The organism is Paenibacillus paludis (genome assembly GCF_042610515.1).
In the GTDB taxonomy this organism is placed as follows: Bacteria; Bacillota; Bacilli; order Paenibacillales; family Paenibacillaceae; genus Paenibacillus_AQ.
Genome location: NZ_JBGJZP010000027.1, coordinates 51,825 through 78,668, shown reverse-complemented (window position 1 = coordinate 78,668; position 26,844 = coordinate 51,825). Strand labels below are relative to the sequence as shown.

Genomic DNA, 26,844 nt, shown 5'->3' with positions numbered 1-26,844 from the left:
CCCTCTTCTCGATTAATTCAAACTATGAACGCAAAAAGGCACCCCGTCGCAAGGGACGAGGAGCCGTGGTACCACCCTTATTTAGGATTAATCAAAAACAACCGCCGGCACAAAAAATGAAAGCTCATTTCCTGCCCGGGATTAACCCTATCTTACACCCGATAACGCGGGGCGCGGGCCTCCCTACCCATACTTGCTGCAGCAAATACTTCAGGGGCCGACTCGGAAGTGAACTTCGGCGCTAATCGTCTCATGAGGGTGCTCTCAGTCTCCGGCACACCTTCCCTGTTAAGATCCGCTTCTAGCGCTTACTCTCTTCGTCATTGTCATTTGTGTTATATGCCGGCGCTTCTTCTGCGCCGGTTGATGCTATCTTAATCAATAAGATCCTCTGATGCAAGACATCAATGTACCGCTTCGCAGCTTTAAGCAACTAAAATAACCTTTAATAAGATTAAGCGCCCAAGCCTGTTTTTTCGCCTCAGAAAAATTTCCCGATGATATTCGAAATAGCTTCGCTTCTCAGCGGCTTGCTGATATATTCATCCATCCCGGCCTCTAGACAAAGCTCACGGTCACCCTTCAGCGCATTTGCCGTAACCGCAATAATTACCGGAAGCTTCTCCTGCGGAAACGTCTGTTTAATAACCCTGGTAGCTTCCAGCCCATTCATCCCGGGCATCTGCACATCCATGAAAATAATGTCATAGTCCTTGCTGCCGGCCATCTCCACTACCTGCAGTCCGTCTACCGCAACATCAACAGCGTAGCCCCGCTTCTCCAATATTTTGCGCAGCACGATTCGGTTAATTTCATTGTCTTCGGCCACTAATATACGCAGCTCCCGGCCAACCGGACCCAGGCTTGGCAACTCGGTACCCGGTTCTCCGTCTGAACCTTTGTCCTCCTCGCGAAGCACCACAGTGAATACAAAGGCCGCACCGTTCTCTGTGCCGGTATCCAGTGCGATGCTGCCGCCCATCAGTTCAACAAGCTGTTTGGTAATGGCCAGGCCCAGGCCTGTTCCTTCATGACGCCGGCCCATAAATTGCTCAAGCTGATAAAACGGCTCAAACAGCCGGCTCCGGGAGTCTTCCGGGATACCAATCCCGGTATCAGCAACAGTGAATTGCAGCGTAATGCCATCCGCGGCCTTTGCCGCAGACCGGACCTCTATTGTGACACCTCCGGTATAGGTGAACTTCACTGCATTGCCGACTAAATTGAGCAGAATCTGCTTCAGCCGCTCTGCGTCGCCTATCAAATGCTCCGGCACTTCAGCACCCATCGTAACCTCAATGTACAACCCCTTCGCCTCCGCCTTAAGGAGCAGCAGTTCGAGCGCGGAGTCCATGCAGTTCCTCAGCACAAAGGGCTCTTCGTGCAGGGCTGTTTTGCCCGCTTCATTCTTGGAGAAATCCAGAATATCGTTGATGATATTCAGCAGCGTATCACCGCTCTGCCGGATAATATCGAGATATTCACGCTGCACGGAGCCCGGTTCACTCATGTCCAACAGCAGATCAGTCATCCCCAGAACCCCATTCATCGGTGTGCGGATCTCATGGCTCATCATCGCCAGAAACTCGCTTTTGGCCTTGTTCGTATTCTCAGCAATCTCCTTGGCAATGAGCAGCTTCTTCTGCTCGGTAATATCCTTCACGATAATATAGAATCCGACCCGCTCCTCGTTGATGATGATAGGGGCGATCGTTGTCAGCACTTCGACGGTATGGCCGTCTTTATGCCAGATCAGATTGATGTTCCGCTCCTTGCTGTTGTTCTCATTGCAATAACCGATTACATCATGCAGATGATGGGTGCCGATAATCAGACTCACACTCATTCCGACCATTTCAGGGATGGTGTAGCCTGTCAACTGGCAGGCTTGTTCATTTCCGTTTATGATATTGCCCTGCAGATCCAGGGAAATAATCGCATCATGATTATATTTTTTCAGAGAGGTATACCGCTCGATGGATTCCTGCAGCATCGTCTCTACAGCTTTGCGCTCCGTTACGTCACGGCCTACCGCAAGCACGCTCATGCTATTCCCATCCTCAATTAAACGCAGGGTGAATTCAATCCAGAGGTATCGTCCGTCGGCATGGCGGATTCGCAGCTGGATGCTCTGAGCATCCACGGGCTCAGAGAGCTCCAAAACGGTAAGATCCTCATGGTGAATCAGCCCGCGGATATCGCGTCCAATCAGCTTCTCCGGCTCATACCCCAGCACCTCCTGAATCGAAGGTGAACAATACAGGCAAATGTTGTCCAAAGTGGAATAATACACAATATCCCTTATGTTCGCGGCGATCAGCCGGTAGAGTTCATCACTCGGAGGAGGGGTGATTCCGGAGGTATTCCCCTCTGGAATCTCAGCCAAATGGATTAAATAATGCAGCTTCTCCCCCGTACAAGGATCGCTGATAAGCACAGCATGCAGAAGCAGCTGGACCGGTGTGCCGGCGGCACGGATCAGCTTAATTTCACATTCAAAAAAGGGGGCCTCTCCTGCTTGCAGAGCCCCCATCATCTTTTTATACACCGCCAAAGAATCATTATGCAGAAACTCACCGAATTCATGCTCCAGGAGCTGTTCCTCCGAATACCCCAGCATCAAAACTACCGCGGGATTTATACGGATCCATTTCTCATCCATAGAAAGAAAAGCTACTCCAACCTTTCCCGTTTTGTACGCCTGTCCAAAGCGGGAATATACCTCCGCATGCTGTCTTAACATCTGATCCACCACCCGTTTGTGGAGTATTGAGTGAAATTCACTTATTTTAAAACTTCAATATAAATATCTTGTATAATCGGGCGAAAGTCAAATGTTATTCCCGCTTTTTCAGCTTAAAATTCAAGGCATTAGATATTCACTTTCCGCAGGTCTTAGAATGAATAGTAAACTTCTTTTCCGGCAAGAAAATCCCTGCACAGGGTATCGCATACTTTTGCTGCGTCCTCTTTAATCCAGCCATTCCGGTCAGGGTCATGGATAAAAAATAGATAGCTGATAAATATATCCATGAAAATCAATCCTTCAATATACCGTACCTGATCAAAAGTGAAAGTGGACCTTGAAGCATAACCCAGCAATAGGGTTTGCCTTAATTCGCTTGGAAGGATGGAAGATGCGCTGCCCAGGTCAAATAGGTAATAGCCATAACCGAACAATCCAAAGTCTATATAACAGGGACCCTCATTTGTAATAATGACATTCCCAAGTTGAACATCGGCATGTATGAGCCCCCACTCTTGTTGAGCATCCAAATCCCTCAGTTGGTCCTTTACATATTCCAGAACCTCCTTAATGATCTCATAGTGCTCTTGACTGTACAGGCTGGCTTCAATTCCATATCTAAGTTCCTCAATCGCACTATCTATTCTTGCTGCGTCATATACAGGTCTGGTTAGCGCCGGCAGTGCGGATTCCCGTGAAAAATGATGCAGATCCGCCAGCTTCTCCCCTAATGCATAAACAATCTGCCCTATGTTGTCTTCCTGCAAAGTAAGCGTTGACCCCTCTATCCACTCCAATAAGGTTGCATAACAAGAACCAAATTCATTGGCTGTGTATTCTGAAACAAACTGGCCCGCACGGTTAACAGAGGGTTTCTGCACCCGCAGGCTGTTCTTTTGGGATAATCCCTGAAGTAAGTACATTTCTGACTGTAAGCCTTCAAGCGTATGCTGTATACCAAACAGACCTGCTGTTGCAGGTTTATGTATGCGCAGCAAATATTGTTTGCCCTCGCTTGTATCTGTTACCTTAAACGTCATATTTTCATTATGTCTTATAAATTCAATCGCCGGTTCCGAGATAGAATAAAGCGCAAGCGCTTCTTCTGCATGATGTATCAAGTCGTCCACAAATTCAGATTCCATTATATAATCCCCGTTCCTGCATTTTCCTTTTAGTTTATCATAGGTTTAATCCCGGCTACGCGGGCAAGAACAGTTAAATACAAAGAAGCCCTTAACAAAGCGGCTTCGTAATAATCCTTATAGAACGGCTTTTTGCCGGCAAACCGGCCTTCCGGCGGAGTTCTCCCCAGTGCCCCACCTTTGATTGCACACCCTTGCTCTAATCCCGGTCCGGCCTCAGGAACCCCCTGTTAACAGAGCTTCCACTGTTTCCGTAACGGCTTTGACCTGAAAGGGCTTCGTAATATACCCGGCAAAACCTGCACCTTTGGCCCGCTCAATATCCAATCTCTGGGCAAAGGCGCTGATCGCCAAAACCGGGATATGCCGGGTCTCCTCTTTCGACTTCAAAGACTCCAATGCCTCATAACCACTCAGGTCGGGCAAGCCAATATCCAAAATAATCAGATCCGGCAGCTTCTGCCTGGCAATCTGCAGACCAAGCTTCGCCGTATCAGCTTTCAGCAGTAATACGGAGGGCAGATTTCTTTTGAAGATATGATGCATTAAATCCATGTTGAGCTCATTATCTTCTACATAGAGCACCGTCTGCTTGTATTCCCCCATTCATCAAGTCCCCCTAAATGTTTGATGCGCAATATACCTAGTCAGGGAAAAATAAAAAAGCCGAAGAAAGGGTCATCTCCCCCTTCTTCGGCTCATGTTCGGCTCATTTGCATGTCCGACCCATTTCCACCTCATTTATGATATTTAATGAAAAGTATATGCTATCACACTGGTATCCTTGTCGAAATCCCAATCCACATAAATGTCAGACAGCTCCTTGCCAAGCATCGGCGCAATTGTGGTGGTATCCTCCAAATAACGTTTTTCCATTTTGCGTTTCGTTGTTTTGAGTGTATTCTCATAGCCGAGGCCAATCAGTTCCTTCTCCAGAGGAATCAGAATTCCCTCACGCTTGATGATCAGAGTGCGCGGGCCAAGCCACCAGGAGTCGGTAAATTCCGGTTCCTTCTGCACTTTCCTGCTCACTTCATTAATCTGGGCATGGACTTCTTCACGCCCGGCATAATCGTCGACAGCCACTCCGCTGTGCTTGATGAGTGCAACGATCATTCCTGACGCATTATGTATGCCCCAATCATAAAAAATCTCGCTGACCTCAATAGCCATCTTGTCCTTCAGGTAAGCCGAAAGCTCGGGAAGCAGTGATTTCATCAGGAGCTCCCGCGTGTAGCGGAACGCCTGCTCCTCTTCCTTGTTTAATAAAAATCTCTCCACAGGCCCGATAAAATTGCGGATATGCATGGCGATGCATTGCTCTCCGATAGATGCATGTATGGATTCGGGGCCTTTCCCGAAGCGCTCTCTCAGCAGTCTTCCTGTGTAACTGGAAAGTTGGCTAGTAAGTTCTGTAGTACTCATCAAATTTCCTCCAGCATTATATTCTTTTGTCTGTGTCTAACTGTATGGGGAGACTCTCCGCCTGCTGAAGAACGGTTCGTACACCTTAGTATAATCTCAACTGCCAGCTTCGTACACACAAAAAAATCACTGCAGAATTTGACACACAAAATTATATTGTGTACAATTTAATTAATAAAAATATTTCATTACATATTGCGGAAGGATGATTCAGCAATGAGCATATATCAATATACCGCACGCAACATTCGGGGCAAGGAAACCAGCCTTGAACAATACAAGGATAAAGTCCTGCTGATTGTGAATACCGCCAGCAAATGCGGGTTCACTCCCCAATATTCCGACCTTCAGAAGCTCTATGAGAAATATCAGGATGACGGATTTCAAATTCTGGGATTTCCCAGCAACCAATTCGGGGAGGAACCCGGAACCAACGAAGAAGTAGACGTCTTCTGTCAAATTAACTACGGAGTTAGCTTCCCCCTATTTGAGAAGGTTGATGTGAAAGGCGAAAATAAACATCCCCTGTTTCACTATCTGACCGGTCAGGCGGGCTTTGAAGGCTTTGATGAAAGCAATGCCAGCGGGAAGCTGCTGCATGCCATGCTTCAGGAGCGTGAGCCTGCAACACTGGCTGACGACGAAGTGAAATGGAATTTCACCAAGTTTCTTATTGACCGTAAAGGCCAAGTTGTGAAGCGTTTTGAATCCTACAGCGATCCGCTGGACATTGAGCCGGCTATTCAGGAACTGCTGTAAAATAGTTCAGCTGCATAGTGCCTGCTAATATATGGATACGACAAGAGGGCGTCCCGGAAGCCTTTCATTCACGGCTTCTGGAACACCCTCTTTATGCTTACAAAAGAACCGAATGGCTTGTTTCACTTGCCACGGTACGTTTCAGTGAACACTTCAAAGAACGGCGTAGTGTCCCTTTCCGCCATTGTATCCTGTACCCCGGGACTCCAGCCAATCTCCGCCCGCCAGCTTCCGAGCAGCCCGGAAGCAATCAGCTCCTGCTCATCCACCGCAACCTGCTCATCTCCCTGGGGCGCTACATAGAGCGCATCCGCCGGACAATAAGCCTCGCACATGAAGCAGGTCTGGCAGTCCTCCTGCCTGGCGATGACCGCAAGCTTGCCCTGCATCTCGAATACATTCGTCGGGCATACCTTGACGCATAACCTGCAGCCGATGCAGCGGTCCTTGCTGACCAGTTCGATCATATCGCCTGCCCCTCTCTGCGCACATTCAGCTCATGGGCATGCGGCACTCTTTCCGTGCTGATGCCGATTCGGTCTATGCCGGACAGAATCAGCCGGTGGGTCTGGCGGATATCCAGCTCCGGATATTCAGCCAGCCGCTGGAGGCCCCGGCTTTCCTTGCGGGCCAGCGCAGCGGTGTATATCCAGCGGCCGACATTCAGCATGGCGGCTGCTTCCCGCGACTGCACTATGCCCTGCACCGTGGCGGGAGGCCGCCCGGCCAAATAGGGCATCAGGCTGTCCAGCCGCTTCAAGGCTGCGGCAACGACAGGTTCGCTGCGGAAATAGTTAATCTGCAGCGGCAGAATTTCACGCTGGACGGCCGCGATCAGCGGCCTTGCCTCCAGCGTTTCCGGCGCATCGGCGCCGGCCGGCAGACCATAGCGGCCTGCCGCGGTAAGCTGCCGGGTGTCCGCCTGCCGCGACTGGGACAGCGCATGCCGCGCGGCTCCCTGGCCGGCCCAGCTTCCGCTGCATATGGCCCAGGAAGCGTTGTAGGCCCCGCCGCCGGAAATGGCGCCGGTTACCTTCTCGCGGGATGCGGCATCCCCGGCCGCATACAGGCCGGGTACCGTTGTCGCACAGTCGGTCCCCGTCAGGCGCAGGCCGCCCGTACCGCGCATCGTGCCTTCATAACGGAGCGTGAGCGGGAATTTATCCTTGAACGGATCAATCCCCGCCCGCTCCAGCGGCATGAAGAAGATCGGGTGGGCACGGCGCAGAAATTCGCGTTTCTCCGCTGTGTCGGCCAAATCCAGCGAAGCATAGACCGGACCTTTCTGCATCAGTTCCGGGATGCTGCCAAAATTGCGGTCGCCCTGGTGCAGCGGCTTGCCCGCCGCATCGTACAGCGTCGCCCAAGCCAGCATCCGCCCGCGCGTCACCGTTCCGCCTTCAAAGCTTGGCGCATACTGCCGGCTGAATTCCATGCCCGACAGATCGGCACCGGCTTCGGCCGACATCAGCAGCCCCTCGCCTGTGAGCACGTTGCAGCCCAGACCTTTGCTGAGAAAGGCACAGCCGCCGGTAGCCATCACCACGGCGTTCGCCCGTACCTCCCAGGCTTCGCCGGTCAGGCGGTTGATCCCCCGCGCGCCGCCCACGCCATGTTCATCATGCAGCAGTTCCAAAGCGGGAGACTGATCCCAGATCTTCACTCCCGCCTTACGGACTACCCGCCGCATAATCTTCATATACTCCGGGCCGTGGAGATGGGTCCGCAGCGGATTTCCCGCTTCATCCTTGGGAAAGGGATACCCCCAAGCCTCAACCCGTTCCAGACTCTGCTCCACCTGATCCAGCACACGGTGTATCCAGGCATTCTCCGAGAGGTACCCTCCGGCTTTAAGCCTGGCCTGAACCGCCGCTTCACGCAGCTCGGCTACCGGAGGGATCACGAGCAGCGTGGTGCCGCCCGGAGCTGTGGCGCCGCTCGTTCCCAGATACCCTTTATCCGCCAGGATGACCTGCGCTCCCACTGAGGCTGCGTTCCATGCCGCCCATGCCCCGGCTGGACCTCCGCCCAGCACAAGCACATCCGTTGTTATTTGCTGCTGCTGCGGCATTTCATTACCTCCCAAAAGTTTCACTTGATCATTTCCGGCCTGCTCTAGCCCAGTTGTTCATGCAAAAATCCCAGTGTCACCGCCACGGCTTCATTCAACTCCGGGGTCGGGCCTTCGTAAGGATCTACGGTGTTGAAGGTGTGGTCAGCACCTCTTACCGAATAATAACGGTGCTGCGGTGCCTGGTCCCGGAAACCTGCATTCTGCTGCAGCAGCGATTCCCTGTCCTGGTCGCCCTGGATGATCAGCACAGTAGCAGGTAGCGACCTTAGAGCCTCCTCCAAATTAAAACGTCCCTTATTCCGCTCCACATCTTCCTGAACGGCATAGTCCTGTGGAGTCAATGCCGGCCCCCCGTCAGCCTGAGAACGGGGTGGTGCAGAACCGCCGTTCCAGACCACCAGCGCCTGCACTTCCGGATGCTCGGCAGCGAACACAATATTGCCGCCGCCCGCACGGCTGTGCCCGAGAAGGGCCAGCCGCTTAAGGTTGGCCTGCTCCGCCAGCGGCAGTCTGCCGTCCTGCAGACTGCGCAGCACCTGCTCCAGGTCTTCCAGTTCCCGGCTCAGCGTAGCTGTTTCCGCGAGTTCTTGCGGTCCGAGCCCTGTTGCGCTGCGGGCAGCAATACGCGAGAAGTTGAAGCTGACGGTGTAGAAGCCGCTTTCCGCAAGCCTGCCGGAAATCTCCGGCCAGAATGCCCAGTTCTTATGACCCCGGAAGCCGTGGGTGATCAGGACAACAGGCTTCAATAACTCGCCGGGAGGAACCCTTACTTCGCCCTCCAGATAAAGTCCGTTATCCAGCGGCAGCTTGAAACGCTCAATCGTCAAAGTTTCCTTTCCCATACGTTACCTCCTCCATATAAAAATTTATTGGAGCTGCCAATCGCTGATATTGAAATCCTTTTTGGCCAGCTTCTCCTCCACCAGGAAGTTCTTCGTACCCTGGAGCAGCTTTAAGCCATCTTCAGTGAAGGCGGTATCCTTGATATCGCTGATCGGATTCACCTGCTTCGCCAGCTCGGGTGTGGTATCGCCGATTTCGGCCAGGAATTCGTAATACTCCTCTTCATGCTGCTTCAGATCGGCCAATGCCTTCTCCCGCGCCGCATTCCAAACCTTCGGGAAATCCGGAAATTTCTCCAGATATTCCTCCGACACAACGGTAGCGCTGGAGCCGAGCAGATCAGGATGCTTCGAAGCATCATCCAGATGGGTGTAGCCTTCATCAATCAGCTTCAATGCCGGAACACCGAGATTGGTCGTAGCATCCACATCTCCCCGTGCAAGTGCCGCCGTAGCATCGGGAATCAGCATATGAACCAGCTTATATCCTGTGACGCCCTCCTGCTGGAGCAGGCCGACCACATAGCGGTGCATAAAGGAGCCTTTTTGAATAGCAATGGTTTTACCCTGAAGATCCTTTACGGTCTTCGGCCCGTCCTTCTTGCCGATCAGGTAGCCGACGGTATGGGCTGAGGATTGTGAGATCAGGCGTGTTTTTGCGCCGGAGGCATAAGCTATAATGGCCGGAGTGTCCCCTAGACTGCCGAAATCCAGTCTGCCGCTAATCAGCGATTCCGTCTGGTCCGGTCCGTTCGGGAAGCCGGTCAGCTTCACTTCGGTAATGCCGTATTTCTTCAATTCCTCCTGGATAATGCCTTTATGGAACCCCCAGCCTTCCGCGCCTCCCGGAACGTTCAGCTTATTCGAGCCGATAAAGCCGAAACTCAGTACAGCAGGCGCATTACCGGCTGTCTCACCACCCGCCGCCTCTGCAGTATTGGTGCCGCCTCCCGTTGCCGAAGAAGCCTCTTTGCCGGAGTCTGCATTATTTCCGCAAGCCTGAAGCACCAGCATGACCATAACCACACTTGCGAGAAGTGTGTAGCGAATCCCTTTTCCCCATCCGCCTTGAATCTCTCTGTACGTTTTCATTGTCCTGATCTCCCCTCAGTCTTCTGCTGAATGATTTTATTCGTGCTGTTTCTTCCGCGGGATTCTCAGAACCCCGCTCTGGCCGCCAGTTTATACATAAAGTCATGACTTGCCACCGGCTGTCTGCCCTTGCCCCAACCGACCTTCTCGCGGTAACCGCCAAGCAGTCCCTGCTGCTCCAGTTCCGCCTCCGTCACACCGGTAAGCTCTTCGGAATCCGGCGCTACGTATAAAGCATCTGTAGGGCAATACAGCTCACACATGAAGCAGGTCTGACAATCGCTTTGCCGGGCAATGACAGGAATTCCGTTCTCCACCCGGTCAAAGACGTTCGTCGGACAGACAGACACACATTGATTGCACTCTACACACCTGGCAGCGCTGATGACTTCAATCACAACAGTACACTCTCCTTCGCAACCTCTTCTGTTTTCACCCAGACCTGATCCAATCCCCCGCTGATCAGCCGGTGATGCTGACCGTTATCCGTTTCCTTGTAATCCTCCCGCTTATGCATCCCCCGGGTCTCTGTCCGGGCAAGTGCAGAGCTGTACATCCAGCGCGCCGTAGCCGTCATCGCTTCCGCCTCGCGCGCTTTAACCCCCTCCGGTGTACGCTGGATTTCCCGGCTCCGCTGCTCTTTCCACAGTCCGTCCAAGCGTTCCAGCGAAGAGGTCAGCCCCTGCTCGGTACGGAACAAATTGATGTCGTAGGGTTTGACCTCTGCCTGTACAGCGGCCACCGCCTCAGACGCTCTGGCTGCCGCTCCCGGCTTCACCTGCTGGTGAACCAGCGGCGAGGAGGACAGCCCTGCTGGTGTGCGGTGCGCCGCATGTTTCCCAAGCTCCAGCGCATAAGCCGCCGCACCTTCTCCGGCGAAGGAGCCGGAAGACATGGCCCAGGCGGCATTGTGACTGCCGCCTCCGGTGAAGCCGCCGCAGATCAGCTCGCGGGTAGCCGCATCCCCGGCGGCATATAATCCCGGAACGCCGGTGCTGCAGTTCTCATCCGTAATGCGAATGCCGCCTGTGCCGCGGACTGTACCTTCCAGCCGCAGCGTCACCGGAAAAGCGTCCTTGAAGGGATCGATTCCCCGGCGGTCAAAGGGCAGGAAGAAGTTCGTCTGTGCGACTCTCAGCAGCGGTCTCAGATCCTCTGGGGCACCGTCCAGTTTGGCGAATACCTGGCGGCCCGCCAGCAGATTCAGGGCAATAACCGAGCGGCCTTTCTTGGAGCCTGCCCCTTCCACTACACTGCCGTCCTCATAATAGAAGCTCGCATAGCTGTAATAGGCCGTCTTCGTCACTGACGAGAAGGTCGGGCAGATGGCATAGGCATTGGAGAATTCCATGCCTGAGAGGCTCGCTCCGGCCTCGGCGGCGAACAAATAGCCGTCACCGGTGAGGACGTTGCAGCCCAGCGCTTTGCTCAGGAAGGCGCAGCCTCCGGTCGCGATCACCACTGCCCCCGCCTGAACGCTCCAGGTCTCCCCGCTCTGGGTCTGCACTCCGGCTGCTCCGGCTACACCGTGCCCGTCGGCCAACAGCTCCAGCACCGGGCTATGGTCCAGAATCTTCACACCCGCTCTCTTGACCAGCTTGCGCATTAGCCGCATATATTCCGGTCCCTGCAGGCTTCTGCGGTATGGGTTGCCCTGTTCATCCAGCGGGAAGGGATACCCCGAAATGCCCAGCCGGTTCATATTGTCGTAGGTGCGGTCCAGCACCCGGTCCATCCAGCGGTGCTCCGCCAGCTTTCCGCCCATGGAATAGCGGCTGGCCTTCGCCTCTTCACGCAGTACGGCGTCCGGCTGCACATACCAGACCCCTGTACCTGACGGGGCAGTTGCCCCGCTGGAGCCGCAATAGCCCTTATCGGCAAGAATGACCTTCGCCCCTTTAGCCGCAGCCGTTAGGGCCGCCCATGTTCCTGCGGGACCTCCGCCGATCACCAGTACATCCGCCGTCAGATTCAAAGAGTCCTTTATTGCCGAAATATGATTCATTGTCCTAGCCCCCTATGGATTCATTAGCCTTGATAGCTGTCACGCCAGTACAGGAATTTGCGCTCAATGGCGCGGAACAAAGAGTCAATCAGCTTGCCAACCACCGCAAAAATGATAATGCCTACAAAAATGACTTCCGTATTGGAGTTCTGCTTCGCCTCATTAATCAGAAATCCCACCCCCGACTGCGAGCCGATCAACTCGGCGACGACAAGGCCAATCCAGGCCACCGCCATCGAAAGACGCAGGCCGAGCAGAATGCCGGGCAGCGCCGCAGGCAGAATGAGCCGCCGCAGCCTCTGTATATGGCTGAAGCCCAATACCCGGGCGACCTCAAACAGCTTGTTGTCCACACCCCGGATGCCCATAAAAGTATTGATATAGAGCGGAAAAAACGAGCCGCTCATAATAATGACGGTCTTCGAGATTTCGCCAAAGCCGAACCAGAGAATAATCAGCGGCGCAATCGCCAGATGCGGAACCAGCCGCAGCACCTGGACACTCGGGTCCAGCAGGTACTCTGCACTGCGGAACAGCCCGGTCAACACCCCGAACAGCAGACCTAGAAGGCCGCCAATCAGAAAACCGAGACCCGCCCTCCCGATACTGACACCCAAATGTTGGGTAAGCTCCCCGGTACCCGCAAGGCCCGCAAAGGCCGAAAGAATCGACAGCGGCGCCGGCAGAAATTCCGATGAAACCAGTCCGGTGCTTCCGGCAATCTGCCAAACGGCTAAGACCGCAACCGGAATTGCGGCTCCGGTTCCCCAATCTGCAAGAAGGGATTTCAAGCGGAAGGAAGGGAGTCTTCCCGCATTATTACGCGCAGTAATAGGTGCCGTACCGCTATAATCACGCGCCTCCCTTGCCCCTTTGGCGGCCTTGACTACCGCCTCTATTCCATCGCTCATGATGTTGTTCTCCTCCTATCCTTGATAGCTGTCCCGCCATCTCAGCAGCCGCCGTTCGATCAGACGGACTATGGTATCACTCAGCAGGCCGGCAGCGGCAAATATAATAATTCCCACGAACACTACAGGCGTGTCTGCAAACTGGCGGGCGTCGGACATCATGTATCCGATTCCTGAAGTGGATGCAATCAGCTCAGCCACTACCAGTCCCAGCCAAGACAAGCCCAGCGACAGGCGGACGCCAAGCATTATGTTCGGGACCGCCGCCGGCAGCACCAGCCGGAGAATCTGCTGCATCCGGCCGAAGCCAAGCACCCTGGATACTTCAAACAGCTTGTTGTCAGTCCCGCGGATGCCCATAAACGTATTGATGTATACCGGAAAAAAAGCTCCTTTGGCAATCAGCAGCACCTTGGATTCTTCACCGATGCCAAACCACAGGATGAACAACGGCACTACGGCCAGACTCGGTATCATCCGGATCATTTGCAGGGAGGGATCCAGCAGCTTCTCCGATCTGCGGAACAGCCCGACCAGTACACCGAACAGCAGGCCAAGACCGCCGCCGAGCAGAAATCCTGACAATGCCCGGATCACGCTGATCCGGAGGTTGATCCAGAGGTCTCCGGTGGAAGCGAGCGAGATGAACGACTGGGCAATGGTATAAGGGGTCGGGAACAGCATCTCCGAGATCATTCCATAATGTCCAAGGGTCTGCCACAGAATCAGCACACTTCCCGGCAGCAGCATACCAAGTCCGGCAATGGCCGCTTTTCCGGGTCTTCCGGGGGTTCTGGCCGCGATGGCCCGATTGCTCATAAATATCCCTCCTTTTATCATATAATTCACATCATCTAAGTCGGATAAAGGACAACACAAATCCCTTGTTTCCGTAAAATCGTTTCAGTAAAGACAACCTTAAATCCCTGCCCCGTCAGTCAGCTCAAGCTCATCCACCTTCTCGAAATAATTCAGCACCTTCAGACGCAGCTCTTGAAAAGAGGTAGTCGTCTTCTTGCGCGGATAAGGCAGATCGACCGGAACGACCTTGCGGATTTTGCCCGGGCGCGGCTCCAGAATGACTACCCGGTTGCCCAGAAAGACAGCTTCATCAATGTCATGGGTTACAAAAATCATCGTGGTCCGGTTCCGCCGCCAAATGTCCAGCAGCACCGTCTGCATATGCGCCCGGGTAAATGCATCCAGAGCGCCAAACGGCTCGTCGAGCAGCAGGATCTTTGGATTCCGCAGCAGCGCCCGGGCAATCGCCACACGCTGGGCCATCCCTCCCGACAGCTCGCGGGGATAGGACTTTTCGAAGCCGGTCAGTTTCACCAGTTCAATCAGCTCATCCACCTTCTGCCGGATGTCCGGCCTGCCGAGCGGCAGGTCGGAGGCGATATTCTTCTCCACGGTAAGCCAGGGAAACAGGCGATGCTCCTGAAAGATAAACCCCTTATCAATACCCGGACCGCCAATCTCCTCACCTTCGAGAGTCACACTGCCGGTATAACCGGTATCCAGACCGGCGACGATGCGCAGCAGCGTGCTTTTGCCGCAGCCGCTGGGTCCAATCACTGTAATAAATTCGCCTTCCGCTACATGCAGATCAACCTCATGCAGTGCCTGTACCTGCCCGCCCGCTGTATCAAAACTCTTGTTCAAATGCGTAATAGACAGCAAAGCTTCACCCATTCATGCTCCTCCTTCCAATTGGCAAACCCAAATTCTACACAAAAAAACAGAGGGACCTCGTGTAAACTAACACGGGCACCTCTGTCTGAACAGTCGGCAATTAATAATTCAAAGTAAAACTATTGGAATTTGTAAATTTAAAATATCATCTATCTACAGGTCTGTCAACAAAAATACACATTTCGTTTACAGCCAAAACGCTGTTTACTTAAGTACATTAATTCAAGCAAATGCATTGAATAGGCTTCTTCTGAAGATACTCGACTGAAAGCCCTCCACGGTTCACAGAACATTTATCATTTACTCATATACTTACATTTTGTAAGCAGTTATGTTATAATCATCAATATTCCTTCTCACACCGGACCAGTTACCATTTACTATATTTAACATTCTATTGAACAAGGGGTCAGCATTTATGAATAACAGCGTTCCGCAAGAAAACGTGCCGGAGTTTGAATTCGGTATTTACACACTCGGCGATATCGTAACCGATTGCCATACAGGTCAGACCATCAGCCCCCGGCAGCGTCTCCATGAAGTCATCGCAGCGGCTAAGCTGGCTGATGAGGCTGGGCTGGACGTGTTCGGTGTCGGTGAGCATCACCGGCTTGATTTTGTCATCTCCTCGGTGCCGGTTGTACTCGCGGCAATTTCGCAGGCCACGAAACGGATCAAGCTGACTAGCGCCACAACGGTGCTGAGCACCATTGATCCGGTACGGGTCTTCGAAGACTTCGCCACACTCGATCTGCTGTCGGACGGCCGGGCGGAGATCATCTCCGGACGCGGTGCTTTTCTGGAATCCTTCCCCCTGTTCGGATACGAGCTGGAAGATTACAAGAAGCTGTTCGCGGAGAACCTTGATCTGCTGCTGGAACTCAATCAGCATGAAGTCATGAACTGGGAGGGAACCTTCCGCTCCCCGCTGAAGAATGCCGAGATTGCCCCGCGGCCTTTGCAGCGGAAGCTCCCGCTCTGGGTCGGCATTGGCGGTTCGGCCGAAAGTGCCGAAAGAGCCGGTACGCTTGGTATTGGGATGGCTATCGCCATTCTCAGCGGCAGTCCTGAACCCTTTCAGAATCTTGCCGAAACCTACCGCAGAAGCGGAGCCAAAGCCGGTCATGCCCCAGAGGACTTAAAGATCGCCATCACCAGCCACGGATATATTGCGAAGACGTCACAGCAGGCGCTGGACGAGTACTATCCTTACTATTACAGTTACCGCAATGCCATCAGTCCGCATCCGGGCCAGGAGTACGGAGTATCCCGCAGCGATTTCGGGCGTTTCGTCTCTCCTGTTAACACGCTTGCCGTTGGCAGTCCGCAACAGATTATAGAGAAAATCCTGTACCAGCATGAGCTGTTCGGCCATAACCGCTTTATGACCCAGCTGGACATCGGCGGACTCCCCTTCAACAAGGTAGCGACGGCTATTGAGCTGCTAGCCACCGAGGTGGCACCGGTCGTGCGGCGGGAAATTGCCAAGAAGCGTAGCAGCCGGTCTTCGCACCAGGAAATCTAAGAAACTGGGCGTACCCAAGTGGAAACTGCTTTTTTTGCAGGACGGTATCGTTCAGCGAGAAATAGAAGGATAATTTATAGCGTGAAGCATATAAATCGCTTATATTTACGAAAAAAGGGGTCTCCGGCTGATGCCGGAGACCCCTTAACTATTTAGGCGAATGAAGGCTTGCTGTTGTCGACCTTCCCGCTGATAAGCTTCTTGTATTCCTCATCTCCGCCATCCAGCGATGGCGCAATATATACGTGGCCTGCCGAAGAAGCTGGCTTTGCGGCCCGGCCTGCACTTGCCTTGCCCTTAGAGCGCCGTGTCCCTCCGGAACTGCTGCCGTTGCCGCCTGCGGATCGGCGGACCGCACTGGACAAACTGACTACACCCTTCATATTCTTCATGCTCCTAGTCCCCTCCCACTAAATAATTGACGGTACGGAACAAATCGCGGTTGTAAGCAACCACTGCGGTAAGATCCTCCGCAGACAGCCCGTCGTTTCCCGAGAAATGCACAGAAAGGACATGCTGCTCACCTAAAGGATAGCATAGGATATATACCTCGGCAACTTCAGTACGCTGAAAAAAGGTCCATTCCTTGCTCAGATAAGCATCGAGCACACCGGGCCGTTTCCCTTTGTCTTCACTTAATGAAAAAGGGTAACAATGCCCACGGCCCACATTTCCTCCAACCTGTATCAGACCTTCCTTCTCACTTTCCCGCCAGAGCGCGGCGCCAATCACCCGGCATTGTCCGGGCGGCAGAAAGGAATTGCGGATAGCCTCGCTGAGCGCCTGGTATTTCTCTCCACCCTGAGCTCCGGCCACATTACTATTATATTGCCAGAAGAAATGAAGGATACTTTCCTTGCGCCTAAGCTCCAAGCCCAAATGTTCCAATTCCTTCAGGGGATCGCGGTAGCTCCCCTGCTCCTGAATAATGTCCAGGATCTTCCCGCAGCTGACATCAACGGCTGCCACCGGATTATCATGCTGCCATTCATACTCCAGCGGGGTGAGTCCGGACAGATCGGATAAGAGATGATACTCTTCGATATTCTTGCCGGGAATCAAATCCGTGCGCGGGGCTACCCGGTCCGGAAGCAGGCAAAAGACACGTCTGCGCCGCAGCCTGGCCCAGAACAGCCCCATTTCGAACTGTGTATTATCACGGGTGACATAATAATATTTGCCGCGGATTTGAGCCACATCATCAGGTGAAAAGACGAATACGGCAAAATCGCTTTCATCCAGATGTCTCTCCAGCGCCTCCATCGTATATTCATTCGCACGGAAGGCATTGGCATACCAAGGATTAACCTCGGTTTCTCGCTTTAGCTGTTCGTGGATCGCCCGGGCGTAACGGATGGATTCCCTGGATGATCCGATGAATAGTTTGGGTCTGGTCACGACGGCACTCCTTTACAAACTTTTCCAATATGAAACAATTATACAGTGCTTTGCCGCTTTGGAACAGAGGTTTAATTTCTATTAAATTTTAACCAAATCCTTTTCTTTGACCGATGAAACGGGTAATAGACATTTATCCATCCGGGAAGAGAGGAAATTTATGAACAAATTTATACATACCGCAGTGCTGGCAGCCTGCTTGCTCACTGGAAGCATGCTGCAGCCTGCAACCAGTTCCGCTGCAGGAGCCTATACAGCAAAAGTGAGTGCAAGCTCCCTCAATGTACGCAGCGAGCCGGCAGCCAATGCGGCAGTTACAGGATCCTTAAAAAGCGGCGCACAGGTGACCGTTACCGATGAACAGCATGGCTGGGCAAAAGTGCGGTCCGGTTCAATCTCCGGCTGGGTTGCGGGGTATTATCTCATAAAAGTGAGCGGGACAGGCGGTGAATCCCGTGCAGCAGTTGCTGTATCCACATCCGCCAAGGCCTCCGGAAGCGGCGGCAGCACAGCAATGGTTACGGCTGATTCCCTGCGCATCCGTGGAGGTCCGGGAACCGGTTATAAGATACTCGGAGCGTTAAAGGCAGAGGACTCCGTAACTGTTCTGCTGCGGCAGAACGGTTGGGTGCGGATCCGCACCGCCAGCGGGGAGACCGGCTGGGTCGCAGCACAGTATCTTGCCAGCGGAAGCTCCGCGAGTACAGGAAGCGGGAGCCGAACGACTGGCAGCCTTAGGCAGACTGGCGGGATCAATGGCAAGCGGATCGTCATTGATCCGGGTCATGGCGGCAGCGATCCCGGCATGCTCGGCACATCCTTTGACACGTTGGAGAAGGATCTGAATCTGCAGACGGCATTGTATGTCCGCGACTACCTGACAGCCAAGGGAGCCCGTGTGGAGCTGACACGTGCCCAAGACCAGCGCCCTTCCCTCGCCAGGAGGGTGCAGATCGGGCAGTCTGTAGGGGCGGACGCTTTTGTCAGCATCCATTACAACTCCTCCCCGAAGAATGTAAGCGGCACGCTGACTTTTTATTACTCGGAATCGGATGATCTGCGCCTGGCACGCTCCATTGAGAACCGGCTCGGGCAGGGCATCGGCTTGAAGAGCAATGGAGTATCCTTCGGCAACTACCATATTCTGCGGGAGAACAACCTTCCGGCAGCACTGGTGGAGCTCGGGTTCCTAAGCAACCGGAACGATGAAGCGGTCGTCCGCACATCTGCCTATCAGAAAAAAGCCGCCAAGGCAATTGCCGAGGGGCTGGCGGACTATTTTAAAGGTTAATGGCGAAACGGCTAAATACTGATTTCTTTGATCTTGAGATCCCTCATTTTTCCAAGGTCGATATATTCACCATCTATCTTGATTAAGGGCGTTTCGATGTTATGGGGATTCAAGTAGACAATTTCACCGACACGGCCGTCGGTTAAGATCACATCGCGCCCGACGGTCCGTTTCACAATATTCTCCAGGAACACGGAGACCACATGCGGGTCAAGCGCCCCAAAGCTGCCTCTCCTCATCTGCTCCACAATGAGATGGAACGGCATAGCTTCATGATAGGGCCGCTTGGAGGACATCGCATGAAAGATGTCGGCAACGGCAACGATTTTGCTGTAGGAATCAATCTGTTCCTCCTTCAGCCCCAGCGGATAACCCTTGCCGTCATTCCTTTCATGATGCTGGAGCGCGGTCAAGGTGATATGTGAATTAGCCCCCGTTGTCTCCTTCAACATCTCATAGCCGAAAATCGTGTGCTTTCTGACGAGGGCGAATTCTTCGGTAGTCAGCTTGCCCGGTTTATTCAGCAACTCGGGAGGAATTTTGAGCTTGCCGATATCATGCAAGGTTGCAGCTAGGGAAAGCACCGACAGCTCCGCCTGCCCCATATTCATCCATCTGCCAATCAATGTGGATAACACACCTACGCCAATATTGTGCTGGTATGTATAATCGTCCTTCCCCTGAATCGCTTCGAACAGTGCAAAAATATCGGGAAGGAGTGAAATCTCCTGAACAACCGGTACAACATCCTTTCTTATATCCGCCAATGGAACTTTGCGGGTTAATCTGAAAGAATTAAACAAATCCTTCGACACTTCCACCACACCGTTAACCATCTCGCGGCAGGCCGGCGTCTGTGGTTGTTCATCGGTGAATACGATATCCAATGTATTGATTCTTTGCTTGCGGATGAGTTCCAAATGCTCTGCGTTCAATATGCTTCTTGCCGGTATTACAGTTACACCGTACGCATTGATCAGATCATTTTTGAGGATTCTGCCTAAATAACTATCCATACCATACCAACCCTCCCATTTAACCGATAAAATGATGTGCGATATCTGTATGACTATTATCGGTAAAAGATGGGGAATTCTGAAATTTGTAGGACCGCTCCATTTTTTGTCCATTGTGGAGTGGTTATTTCGCTACAGAGAGTCCTCCTGCTTGCGGTATTCACGAGGAGTCTGCCCGGTCGATTTCTTAAAAACCCGGCTGAAATACTTCTCATCCTCATAGCCGACCAGCTCTGAAATCTGCGACAGCCGCAGGTTTGTATTTTGCAGCAGCGTCTTGGCCTTGTCTATTCTCAGTGCAGTTAAATAATCGGACAGATTCTCCCCGCTGATCTGTTTGAACTTGCGTGAGACATTCTCCCTGCTGATAAAAAAGCGCTCGGCGATATGCTGAAGCGTCATGTCCTTGGCGTAGTTCTGATTGAGGTATTCCCGGATTTCCTGAACAAGCCGGCTGTCCGGTGTCTGGGAATTCCCTTTCCACAATCGCTGCAGCATAGTCTTAAACTGATTCCGCCAGTTCTCAACGGAGAACATCCCCTCTTCGTCATAACACAGCTCAAAGGCAATCTCCTCATTCTGCCGCCAGCGCATCAGAACGGCGCGGATCTCTTCCTGCTGGTGCAGAAAGTTATTCTCGGTGAGCAGCGACAGCCCTGAAAGCTGATCGGCCCATTCATCAACCACCCGTTCCATTCTCTGCAGATCCCCCGATAATACGGCCACTCTGAGCTTGTCCAGCAGTGATTCCAGCACGTGGTCTTCCACAGACCCACTCTCCTCCGTCAGCTCCCTGTAATGATAAATGCGCCCTTCCCGCTGAAGGAGATTGCGCTCACTCAGGCCTTGACGCGCCTGACGGAAGGCGTTTTGCAGTCCTTCGGGAAAAGCCACGGGCCGGCTGAGTCCAATATCCACCTGTACCCCATAAGTCTGTTTCATCGATTCATTGATAAGCCGCACCCACACTTCCACATCCAGAGCCGCCGTCCAGAAAAGAATGACAATATCGGTGCCGGCCTGCCAGCTGCGAAAGGCAAAGCCGCTTCTCCCGGGGGAGATCACCTCATTGCAGACGTTCGCCAGCACGAAGGAGGTCAGCGTCACATCGCCATGAAACCGCTCCAGCAGGCGGCAGTTTGCACGCTGGAGCGAGATTACGGCAACTCTGCAGCTTGCCGCATCCCCCTGCAACCCCAGCTCTTCGCACAAGGAAGGCTTCAGCTCCTGAAATGAAGCATGGCCGGAGACCAGATCCGAGAGCATCTTGTCCCAGTACAGCGGCCGCAGCACATTAAGCTGCATATTCTGCCGGTGACTCTGCTGCCGCTCCTCCTCTTCCTCCAACCACAGCTTGAAGGCATGCTCGGCTGCGGCAATCAGTTGTTTACTGTTCAGGGGCTTCAGCAAATAATCTGTCCCTCCGTAGACGATTGCCGGCTTTACATAATTGAAGTCCTGATACCCGCTAATGACAATTGTCTTCGTATTCGGGAAATGATGATGCAGCCATTCCAGCAGCTCCGCACCGTCCATCAGCGGCATCCGCATATCCGTGAAGACAATCGCCGGCTGTTGCTCCTGCATTATCAGCGTAGCTTCCTGCCCGTTGGTCGCCTCAAAAATCTCTGAAATCTGATATTTTTCCCACGGTACAAAATAGCGGATCGCCTCACGCACATGCTTCTCATCGTCTACAATCAGCACCTTCATCTCACTTGCCGCTCCTTTGGGTCCATTGCACTCCCTTAATTTGTTGGGTCCATCATATCCAGCGGAATAATAAGCGTCACCTTAACCCCGCCGCCTTCGACACTCTGCAGCAATAGCTCTGCCCCGCTGCTCATCTGCAGCCGCACACGCGCAAGTACGTTATACAGCCCAATCTCTTCGTGCTCTGTCCGGCCGCTCTGCTGAAGTCCGGCTGTAATTTCCTCCAGCCGTTCCGCAGTGATTCCTTTGCCGTTGTCCTTGACGGCAAGCTGCAGGCTGCCGTTCGGATCCAGAGCACAGGTGATGGAGATTACAGCCTCGCGGATCCCGTCCGTAAAACCATGCTTGAATATATTCTCAACAATGGGCTGCAGAATCATCTTGGGCACGGCAATCTCCAGAGCAGCCTCCTCTGCATCAATATCCAGCCTTAAGTTCTCTTCCCCGAAACGTTCCGTCTGCAGGATCACATAATTCTGCACATGCTCCAGTTCATCACGAAGCGGGACCTGCGTCCGCTCCGTGTTCATGGAATAGCGCATCATACTGCCAAGCGAATAGATGAGATCATACACCTTGGGTGCATTGTAGCGCAAGGACAGACTGGCAATGGACTGCAGGGCATTATACAGGAAATGAGGATTGACCTGGGCCTGCAGCGCCTTCAGCTGATTGGTCTTGTTGGCCAGCTCAAGTTTGTATTCCTTTAAGATAAGATCGTTGATCGTCCGGGTCATGCCGGTGATTTTGCGTGTCAGGAGGCCGAATTCATCCTCCCGTTCAGCATCCATATGCGCATCAAGCTGACCAATCTGCACTTTCTGGGTGAAGGAGATCAGCTTCTTGATCGGCCTTGTGAATCCGACGGAGATTAATACCGCGCTGAGTCCGCCAAGGATCAGGAACAGCACACCGATTCCGGTGTTGAACCGGGTGATAGTTCTGGCATCGCCATACAGATCTTCATAGGGAACCAGCTTGATGATGCTGCCCTTGAACAACGTATTCTCAATGTGGCGATACATTACAATACCCTCGAAACCATCCTTCTTCCAGGTGAAATGGCCACTGTCATCCTTCTCCGGCAGCTGGCTCCAGCCTGCAGTGACCGGTTTGCCGATCCAATCGGAATCAGAAGCAAACAAGGCCTGCCCCTGTTCATTCAAGATATAAAGCCGTTCTGTATCCGAATTGTACATGGATTTGACGATTCCCTCCAGCTCCCCCAAACGGAAATCAATCGACAGATCGGCCAGAACATCATCGCTCGGCGTTCGGTACATGGGGAAATGAGCAGTAAAAACCGGCACAGTACCCGATTTCAAATTAGGGAATCCGGACTTCATCCCGTATTGATGATCCATATGCGTAACCTCAATATAAGGCCGGTACGTTTCCTCCGTTTGGATCACCGGGGCGTAATCATCATTATTCTCCCGGCGGAATAGCCCGCCGAGCACCAGATTCGACTGCCTGGCCGCCCGGACATACAGGTGAATCTGAAAGGTGTTCCGGTCGGAGAGGAACAGGTTATACAGCTGGGTTGAGATGACCGCCCGGTTATCCGGCAACACGGAGTTTTCAGGAGCATTATCCGGATGTTTGGCCGTAAGCAGGGTAGTATAGAACGAGCTGGGAACATTGATTCCGCTGTACAGGGACATTGCCTGCTGATTTATTCCGCTGAAGTAACCGCTGAGATTGGCCTCCCCAAGCGTCAGCAGCTTCGTATTCTGCTTCACTGACTGTTCGGTTACCGATTTCTTGGTATAGAGATATGAGAACGTTACGGATATCCCCGACGGAATCACTGAGGCCAGCAGCACTAGCGCCATCAGCCGGGTCCGGATACTGTTTCTGAACATGCTCTTTTCCTCCTGCAATATAATCCACTTTTATAATCACCAAATTGAGTGTTGATGACTCCTGCCTCTTCCTATAATGAGGGTATGAACCCGTAGAAAAACTATACAAAGGAGATTCCATATGAGAAAAGCTCTGCGTTTGCAAAAAGGCTGGGGACAGCAAATCGTTTTCCTCGGACCCTGCCTGCTCTTCTTCCTGACCATTGTGGTCACACCCTTCTTTCTCGGCTTTTATTATTCTTCCACCGACTGGAACGGGCTGGATCTGGACAAGGCAGTCTGGACAGGCGCCGCCAACTGGAAACGGATTCTGAATGATGATAAGTTCTGGGAATCCCTGCTCTTTACCCTTCGCTTCACGATAGTATCTGTAGTTGCGGCGAATGTGCTGGCGCTTATGCTGGCCTTCCTGCTGATGACGACACTGAAGACCAAAAAATTACTGCGTACCATCTTCTTTATGCCCAATGTAATCGGCGGTATTCTGCTAGGATACATCTGGCAGTTTATCTTCACCAAGGGCTTCGGGACAATCGGCGAAATCACCGGAATCTCCTTCTTCCAGCTGCCTTGGCTCGGTACGCCCAGCACTGGCTTCTGGGGCCTTGTCATCGTATTTGTGTGGCAGACTGCCGGGTATATGATGGTTATCTATATTGCCTCGCTCGCCGGGATTCCGAAGGATCTGATTGAAGCGGCCAAGATCGATGGCGCCCGCGCACCCCAGCTGTTCAAAAGCGTCTATGTGCCTTTGATCATGCCGGCCATCACAATCTGCCTGTTCCTGACCACATCCAATGCCTTTAAAATGTTCGACCTTAACCTGTCGCTGACCAAGGGCGGACCGGGAACCTCCACCCAGTCGCTCGCCTATAACATTTACGCGGAAGCGCTGATCAACAACCGGTACGGTCTCGGCACAGCTAAAGCGCTGCTCTTCTTCGCTGCTGTATCACTGATCACCGTTACTCAGGTATGGATCACTAAGAGAAAAGAGGTGTCGGCGTAATGAACAGCAGCAGATACCGTCCCAGAAATTTCATTCTGGAAATTGCCGCCATACTCCTGGCCCTTGTCTTCCTGTCTCCGTTCTACCTGGTGCTTAGCAACTCTGTTAAAGGGCTTAAGGAAATTCTGACTGATGCTGCATCGTTTCCGCAGGTTTTTGTGTGGAGCAATTATTCTAAGGTCTGGGACGCCATAGACTTCCCGCAGGCTTTCTGGAACTCTCTGCAGATTACCATCCTTAGTGTTATCTTTATTGTTCTGTTCAGCTCCATGGCCGCTTATCAGATCGTTAGAAAGCCGTCGCGCTTCAATTCCTTTGTCTTCCTGCTGCTCATCTCGGCGATGATTATTCCCTTCCAGTCGCTGATGCTGCAATTGGTCCGGGTAACCAGTATCCTGGAGCTGCGCGGAGAGCTGTACGGTATTGTGGCTTGCTATCTGGGGTTCGGGATGCCTCTGTCAGTCTTCCTGTTCCACGGCTTTATCAAAACCGTGCCCTTTGAGCTGGAGGAAGCGGCCCGGGTCGACGGCTCCAATCCTTACGGCGTTTTCTTCAAAATCGTCTTCCCGCTGCTGATGCCAATTATTGTTACTGTAATTATTCTCAACACCCTTTGGATCTGGAATGACTACCTGCTGCCTGTGCTGGTCATCGGCGGTAATAAGGATCTGACTACACTGCCGGTAGCTGTAACTAAATTCTTCGGGCAGTACACTAAGAAGTGGGATCTTGCGCTCGCGGGACTGGTCATGGCCATTACACCGATTCTCCTGTTCTTCCTGACGCTGCAGCGGTATATTGTTGAAGGAGTAACTTCAGGATCCGTCAAGGGATAAAAGGGTTGCAACAATATCCACTTTTTCGAGCAAAATATTAAGTGTAAGTGTAAGGTCATATGCATTACGATCAAGTTGTAGGAACCACAGACCAGGGAGGTTATTCTATGAAAAGAAAGTTCGCGTTTGTTATCGCAACCGTTTGCACACTCATTATCGCAGGTTGCGGCAATGGCGGCAATACTAATTCCGGGAACAATGGAACCGCTACCAATGCGCCGAAAGAGTCAGCAGCAACTGAGGCGACAAAAGCCCCTGCCAAAGATGTGACGATCAAAATGTTCCAGTTCAAGGTCGAAATTGCCGAACAGCTGAACACATTGGCTGAACTGTATGAGAAAGAAACCGGAGTCAAGGTTGAAGTCGAAACGCATGGCGGCGGCGAAGATTACGGCGCATTGCTCAAAGCGGAAATCGCTTCAGGCTCGGAACCGGAAATTTTCAATAACGGCGGCTACACCGCTCTGGTTCCTTACATGGACCGCGCTACCGACTTGTCAGACCAGCCTTGGGCCGCAAAACTGATCCCTACCTCCAAAACTCCTGCTACTGTGGACGGCAAGCTTTACGGCATGCCGATGAACGTCGAGGGCTATGGCCTTATCTATAACAAGGATCTGTTTACCAAAGCTGGTATTACTGAAGAACCAAAAACACTGTCCCAGCTTAAGGACGCTGCCGCAAAGCTGAAAGCTGCCGGCATCACTCCATTTGAAGCAACCAACGAATGGTGGTCCATGGGGATGCACCTTGTGAATGTTGGTCTTGCCCACCAGCCTGATCCGAAGAAATTTGTCGATGATGTCAAAGCCGGTACGCAAACCTTTAAAGGCAATGCCGTGTTCGAGCAATGGCTTGATCTGGTGGATGTAATCTTCGGTAACGCCCAAGATAACAAAATGACTACTGACTATGCGACTCAGGTTGCTGATTTCGCCTCCGGCAAAGCGGCAATGATGATGCAGGGCAACTGGACTCAGGGTGACATCGACAAGATTGACCCTGCACTGAACCTCGGCCTGCTCCCGCTACCCATCAGTGATGAAGAAGGCACCATTCTGGTAGGAGTACCTAATAACTATGTTGTAAACAGCAAATCCGCGCATCCGGAAGAAGCCAAAGCGTTCCTGAACTGGCTCGTATCCTCGGAGACCGGCAAACAATATTTGACGAAGGAATTCAAGTTCATTCCGGCTGAAACTGATATTGAAACAGCTGCAGAAGATATCGGCCAGGTTGCCGTTGCGGTCCAAGAAAAATCCGCAACTGCACTCGGCTGGAACTGGGATATGTTCCCTGACGGGGTAACTCAGGGCTTCGGCGCTGCGATGCAGGAATATCTCGGCGGACAAATTAACCACGATCAGCTACTGGAAAAATTGGATAAATCTGTACAGGATATCGTGAAGCAATAATCAGCCTAAAGCTTATACAACCTTATGTACAAAAAGCCCCGCCTTCCGGTGTGCTGTCAGGTTATACCTGACAGTCGCCGGG

24 protein-coding genes are annotated in these 26,844 nt (G+C 52.6%); 6 read left to right on the top strand and 18 right to left on the bottom strand.

The genetic code is table 11. The features are described from left to right. Window positions 1-481: 481 nt before the first annotated feature. From ACAN56_RS31825 to ACAN56_RS31810, 4 genes are all read right to left on the bottom strand, one after another. Window positions 482-2,743, bottom strand: a complete 2,262-nt coding sequence (locus ACAN56_RS31825) for a PAS domain S-box protein (protein ID WP_379147820.1) — start codon at window positions 2,741-2,743, stop codon at window positions 482-484. Window positions 2,744-2,895: 152 nt separating this feature from the next. Beyond that, window positions 2,896-3,891, bottom strand: a complete 996-nt coding sequence (locus ACAN56_RS31820) for a phosphotransferase enzyme family protein (RefSeq protein ID WP_379147818.1) — start codon at window positions 3,889-3,891, stop codon at window positions 2,896-2,898. A gap of 216 nt (window positions 3,892-4,107) precedes the next feature. Continuing rightward, window positions 4,108-4,497, bottom strand: coding sequence for a response regulator (locus ACAN56_RS31815; RefSeq protein WP_379147816.1), 390 nt, complete (start codon window positions 4,495-4,497; stop codon window positions 4,108-4,110). A gap of 144 nt (window positions 4,498-4,641) precedes the next feature. Next, on the bottom strand, window positions 4,642-5,316 hold the full coding sequence (locus tag ACAN56_RS31810; protein ID WP_342437284.1) for a Na-translocating system protein MpsC family protein: 675 nt from the start codon (window positions 5,314-5,316) through the stop codon (window positions 4,642-4,644). A 216-nt stretch (window positions 5,317-5,532) separates the two neighbouring features. On the opposite strand from ACAN56_RS31810, the gene ACAN56_RS31805 reads away from it, so the two are divergent. Beyond that, a complete protein-coding gene (locus ACAN56_RS31805; protein WP_076114027.1) occupies window positions 5,533-6,075 on the top strand; it encodes a glutathione peroxidase in 543 nt (180 codons plus the stop codon). A 122-nt stretch (window positions 6,076-6,197) separates the two neighbouring features. On the opposite strand, the gene ACAN56_RS31800 is transcribed toward ACAN56_RS31805, so the two are convergent. The 9 genes from ACAN56_RS31800 to ACAN56_RS31760 form a co-directional block, all read right to left on the bottom strand. After that, window positions 6,198-6,542: a 4Fe-4S binding protein gene (locus ACAN56_RS31800; protein ID WP_379147813.1), complete on the bottom strand. Its 345-nt coding sequence runs from the start codon at window positions 6,540-6,542 to the stop codon at window positions 6,198-6,200. Next, window positions 6,539-8,146: an FAD-binding protein gene (locus ACAN56_RS31795; RefSeq protein WP_379147811.1), complete on the bottom strand. Its 1,608-nt coding sequence runs from the start codon at window positions 8,144-8,146 to the stop codon at window positions 6,539-6,541. The genes ACAN56_RS31800 and ACAN56_RS31795 overlap by 4 nt, the downstream gene beginning before the upstream one ends. A gap of 44 nt (window positions 8,147-8,190) precedes the next feature. After that, complete coding sequence (locus ACAN56_RS31790) at window positions 8,191-8,991, bottom strand: alpha/beta hydrolase family protein (protein ID WP_379147809.1); 801 nt, start codon at window positions 8,989-8,991, stop codon at window positions 8,191-8,193. A gap of 24 nt (window positions 8,992-9,015) precedes the next feature. Next, on the bottom strand, window positions 9,016-10,083 hold the full coding sequence (locus tag ACAN56_RS31785; RefSeq protein ID WP_379147807.1) for an ABC transporter substrate-binding protein: 1,068 nt from the start codon (window positions 10,081-10,083) through the stop codon (window positions 9,016-9,018). Window positions 10,084-10,148: 65 nt separating this feature from the next. Beyond that, a complete protein-coding gene (locus ACAN56_RS31780; RefSeq protein ID WP_038596708.1) occupies window positions 10,149-10,481 on the bottom strand; it encodes a 4Fe-4S dicluster domain-containing protein in 333 nt (110 codons plus the stop codon). Then, on the bottom strand, window positions 10,478-12,088 hold the full coding sequence (locus ACAN56_RS31775; RefSeq protein WP_379147804.1) for an FAD-dependent oxidoreductase: 1,611 nt from the start codon (window positions 12,086-12,088) through the stop codon (window positions 10,478-10,480). Before ACAN56_RS31775 ends, ACAN56_RS31780 begins: the two co-directional genes overlap by 4 nt. A 23-nt stretch (window positions 12,089-12,111) precedes the next feature. Further along, the gene (locus tag ACAN56_RS31770) at window positions 12,112-12,999 is read right to left on the bottom strand and encodes an ABC transporter permease (protein WP_379147802.1); all 888 of its coding nucleotides are present in this window, start codon (window positions 12,997-12,999) and stop codon (window positions 12,112-12,114) included. Window positions 13,000-13,014: 15 nt separating this feature from the next. After that, window positions 13,015-13,818, bottom strand: coding sequence for an ABC transporter permease (locus ACAN56_RS31765; protein WP_379147800.1), 804 nt, complete (start codon window positions 13,816-13,818; stop codon window positions 13,015-13,017). A 99-nt stretch (window positions 13,819-13,917) separates the two neighbouring features. Further along, entirely contained in the window at window positions 13,918-14,694 is a 777-nt protein-coding gene (locus ACAN56_RS31760) for an ABC transporter ATP-binding protein (protein WP_379147798.1), read from the bottom strand. Window positions 14,695-15,112: 418 nt separating this feature from the next. On the opposite strand from ACAN56_RS31760, the gene ACAN56_RS31755 reads away from it, so the two are divergent. Further along, a complete protein-coding gene (locus ACAN56_RS31755; RefSeq protein WP_038596717.1) occupies window positions 15,113-16,219 on the top strand; it encodes an LLM class flavin-dependent oxidoreductase in 1,107 nt (368 codons plus the stop codon). 152 nt (window positions 16,220-16,371) lie between these two features. Here the strand turns inward: ACAN56_RS31755 and ACAN56_RS31750 are convergent, their stop codons facing one another. Together ACAN56_RS31750 and ACAN56_RS31745 are read right to left on the bottom strand one after the other, a co-directional pair. Continuing rightward, the gene (locus ACAN56_RS31750) at window positions 16,372-16,611 is read right to left on the bottom strand and encodes a hypothetical protein (protein WP_038596719.1); all 240 of its coding nucleotides are present in this window, start codon (window positions 16,609-16,611) and stop codon (window positions 16,372-16,374) included. A gap of 4 nt (window positions 16,612-16,615) precedes the next feature. After that, window positions 16,616-17,617: a TIR domain-containing protein gene (locus ACAN56_RS31745; RefSeq protein WP_379147795.1), complete on the bottom strand. Its 1,002-nt coding sequence runs from the start codon at window positions 17,615-17,617 to the stop codon at window positions 16,616-16,618. Between the two features lie 160 nt (window positions 17,618-17,777). Between ACAN56_RS31745 and ACAN56_RS31740 the strand changes: the two genes are divergently transcribed. Continuing rightward, a complete protein-coding gene (locus tag ACAN56_RS31740) occupies window positions 17,778-18,908 on the top strand; it encodes an N-acetylmuramoyl-L-alanine amidase family protein (protein WP_038596724.1) in 1,131 nt (376 codons plus the stop codon). A gap of 11 nt (window positions 18,909-18,919) precedes the next feature. On the opposite strand, the gene ACAN56_RS31735 is transcribed toward ACAN56_RS31740, so the two are convergent. The 3 genes from ACAN56_RS31735 to ACAN56_RS31725 form a co-directional block, all read right to left on the bottom strand. Further along, window positions 18,920-19,924 carry an HD-GYP domain-containing protein gene (locus ACAN56_RS31735; protein ID WP_379147792.1) on the bottom strand — a complete coding sequence of 335 codons (1,005 nt, stop codon included), beginning with the start codon at window positions 19,922-19,924 and terminating at the stop codon, window positions 18,920-18,922. Between the two features lie 132 nt (window positions 19,925-20,056). Continuing rightward, window positions 20,057-21,637: a response regulator gene (locus ACAN56_RS31730; protein ID WP_038596728.1), complete on the bottom strand. Its 1,581-nt coding sequence runs from the start codon at window positions 21,635-21,637 to the stop codon at window positions 20,057-20,059. Between the two features lie 35 nt (window positions 21,638-21,672). Further along, a complete protein-coding gene (locus tag ACAN56_RS31725; RefSeq protein ID WP_379147790.1) occupies window positions 21,673-23,502 on the bottom strand; it encodes a sensor histidine kinase in 1,830 nt (609 codons plus the stop codon). 121 nt (window positions 23,503-23,623) lie between these two features. On the opposite strand from ACAN56_RS31725, the gene ACAN56_RS31720 reads away from it, so the two are divergent. The 3 genes from ACAN56_RS31720 to ACAN56_RS31710 all read left to right on the top strand — a co-directional run bounded on the left by ACAN56_RS31720 (window position 23,624) and on the right by ACAN56_RS31710 (window position 26,762). Beyond that, window positions 23,624-24,511, top strand: coding sequence for a carbohydrate ABC transporter permease (locus ACAN56_RS31720; RefSeq protein ID WP_379147788.1), 888 nt, complete (start codon window positions 23,624-23,626; stop codon window positions 24,509-24,511). Then, the gene (locus ACAN56_RS31715; protein WP_038596735.1) at window positions 24,511-25,347 is read left to right on the top strand and encodes a carbohydrate ABC transporter permease; all 837 of its coding nucleotides are present in this window, start codon (window positions 24,511-24,513) and stop codon (window positions 25,345-25,347) included. The genes ACAN56_RS31720 and ACAN56_RS31715 overlap by 1 nt, the downstream gene beginning before the upstream one ends. Before the next feature lie 107 nt (window positions 25,348-25,454). Beyond that, the gene (locus ACAN56_RS31710; protein ID WP_038596738.1) at window positions 25,455-26,762 is read left to right on the top strand and encodes an ABC transporter substrate-binding protein; all 1,308 of its coding nucleotides are present in this window, start codon (window positions 25,455-25,457) and stop codon (window positions 26,760-26,762) included. Window positions 26,763-26,844: the final 82 nt, after the last annotated feature.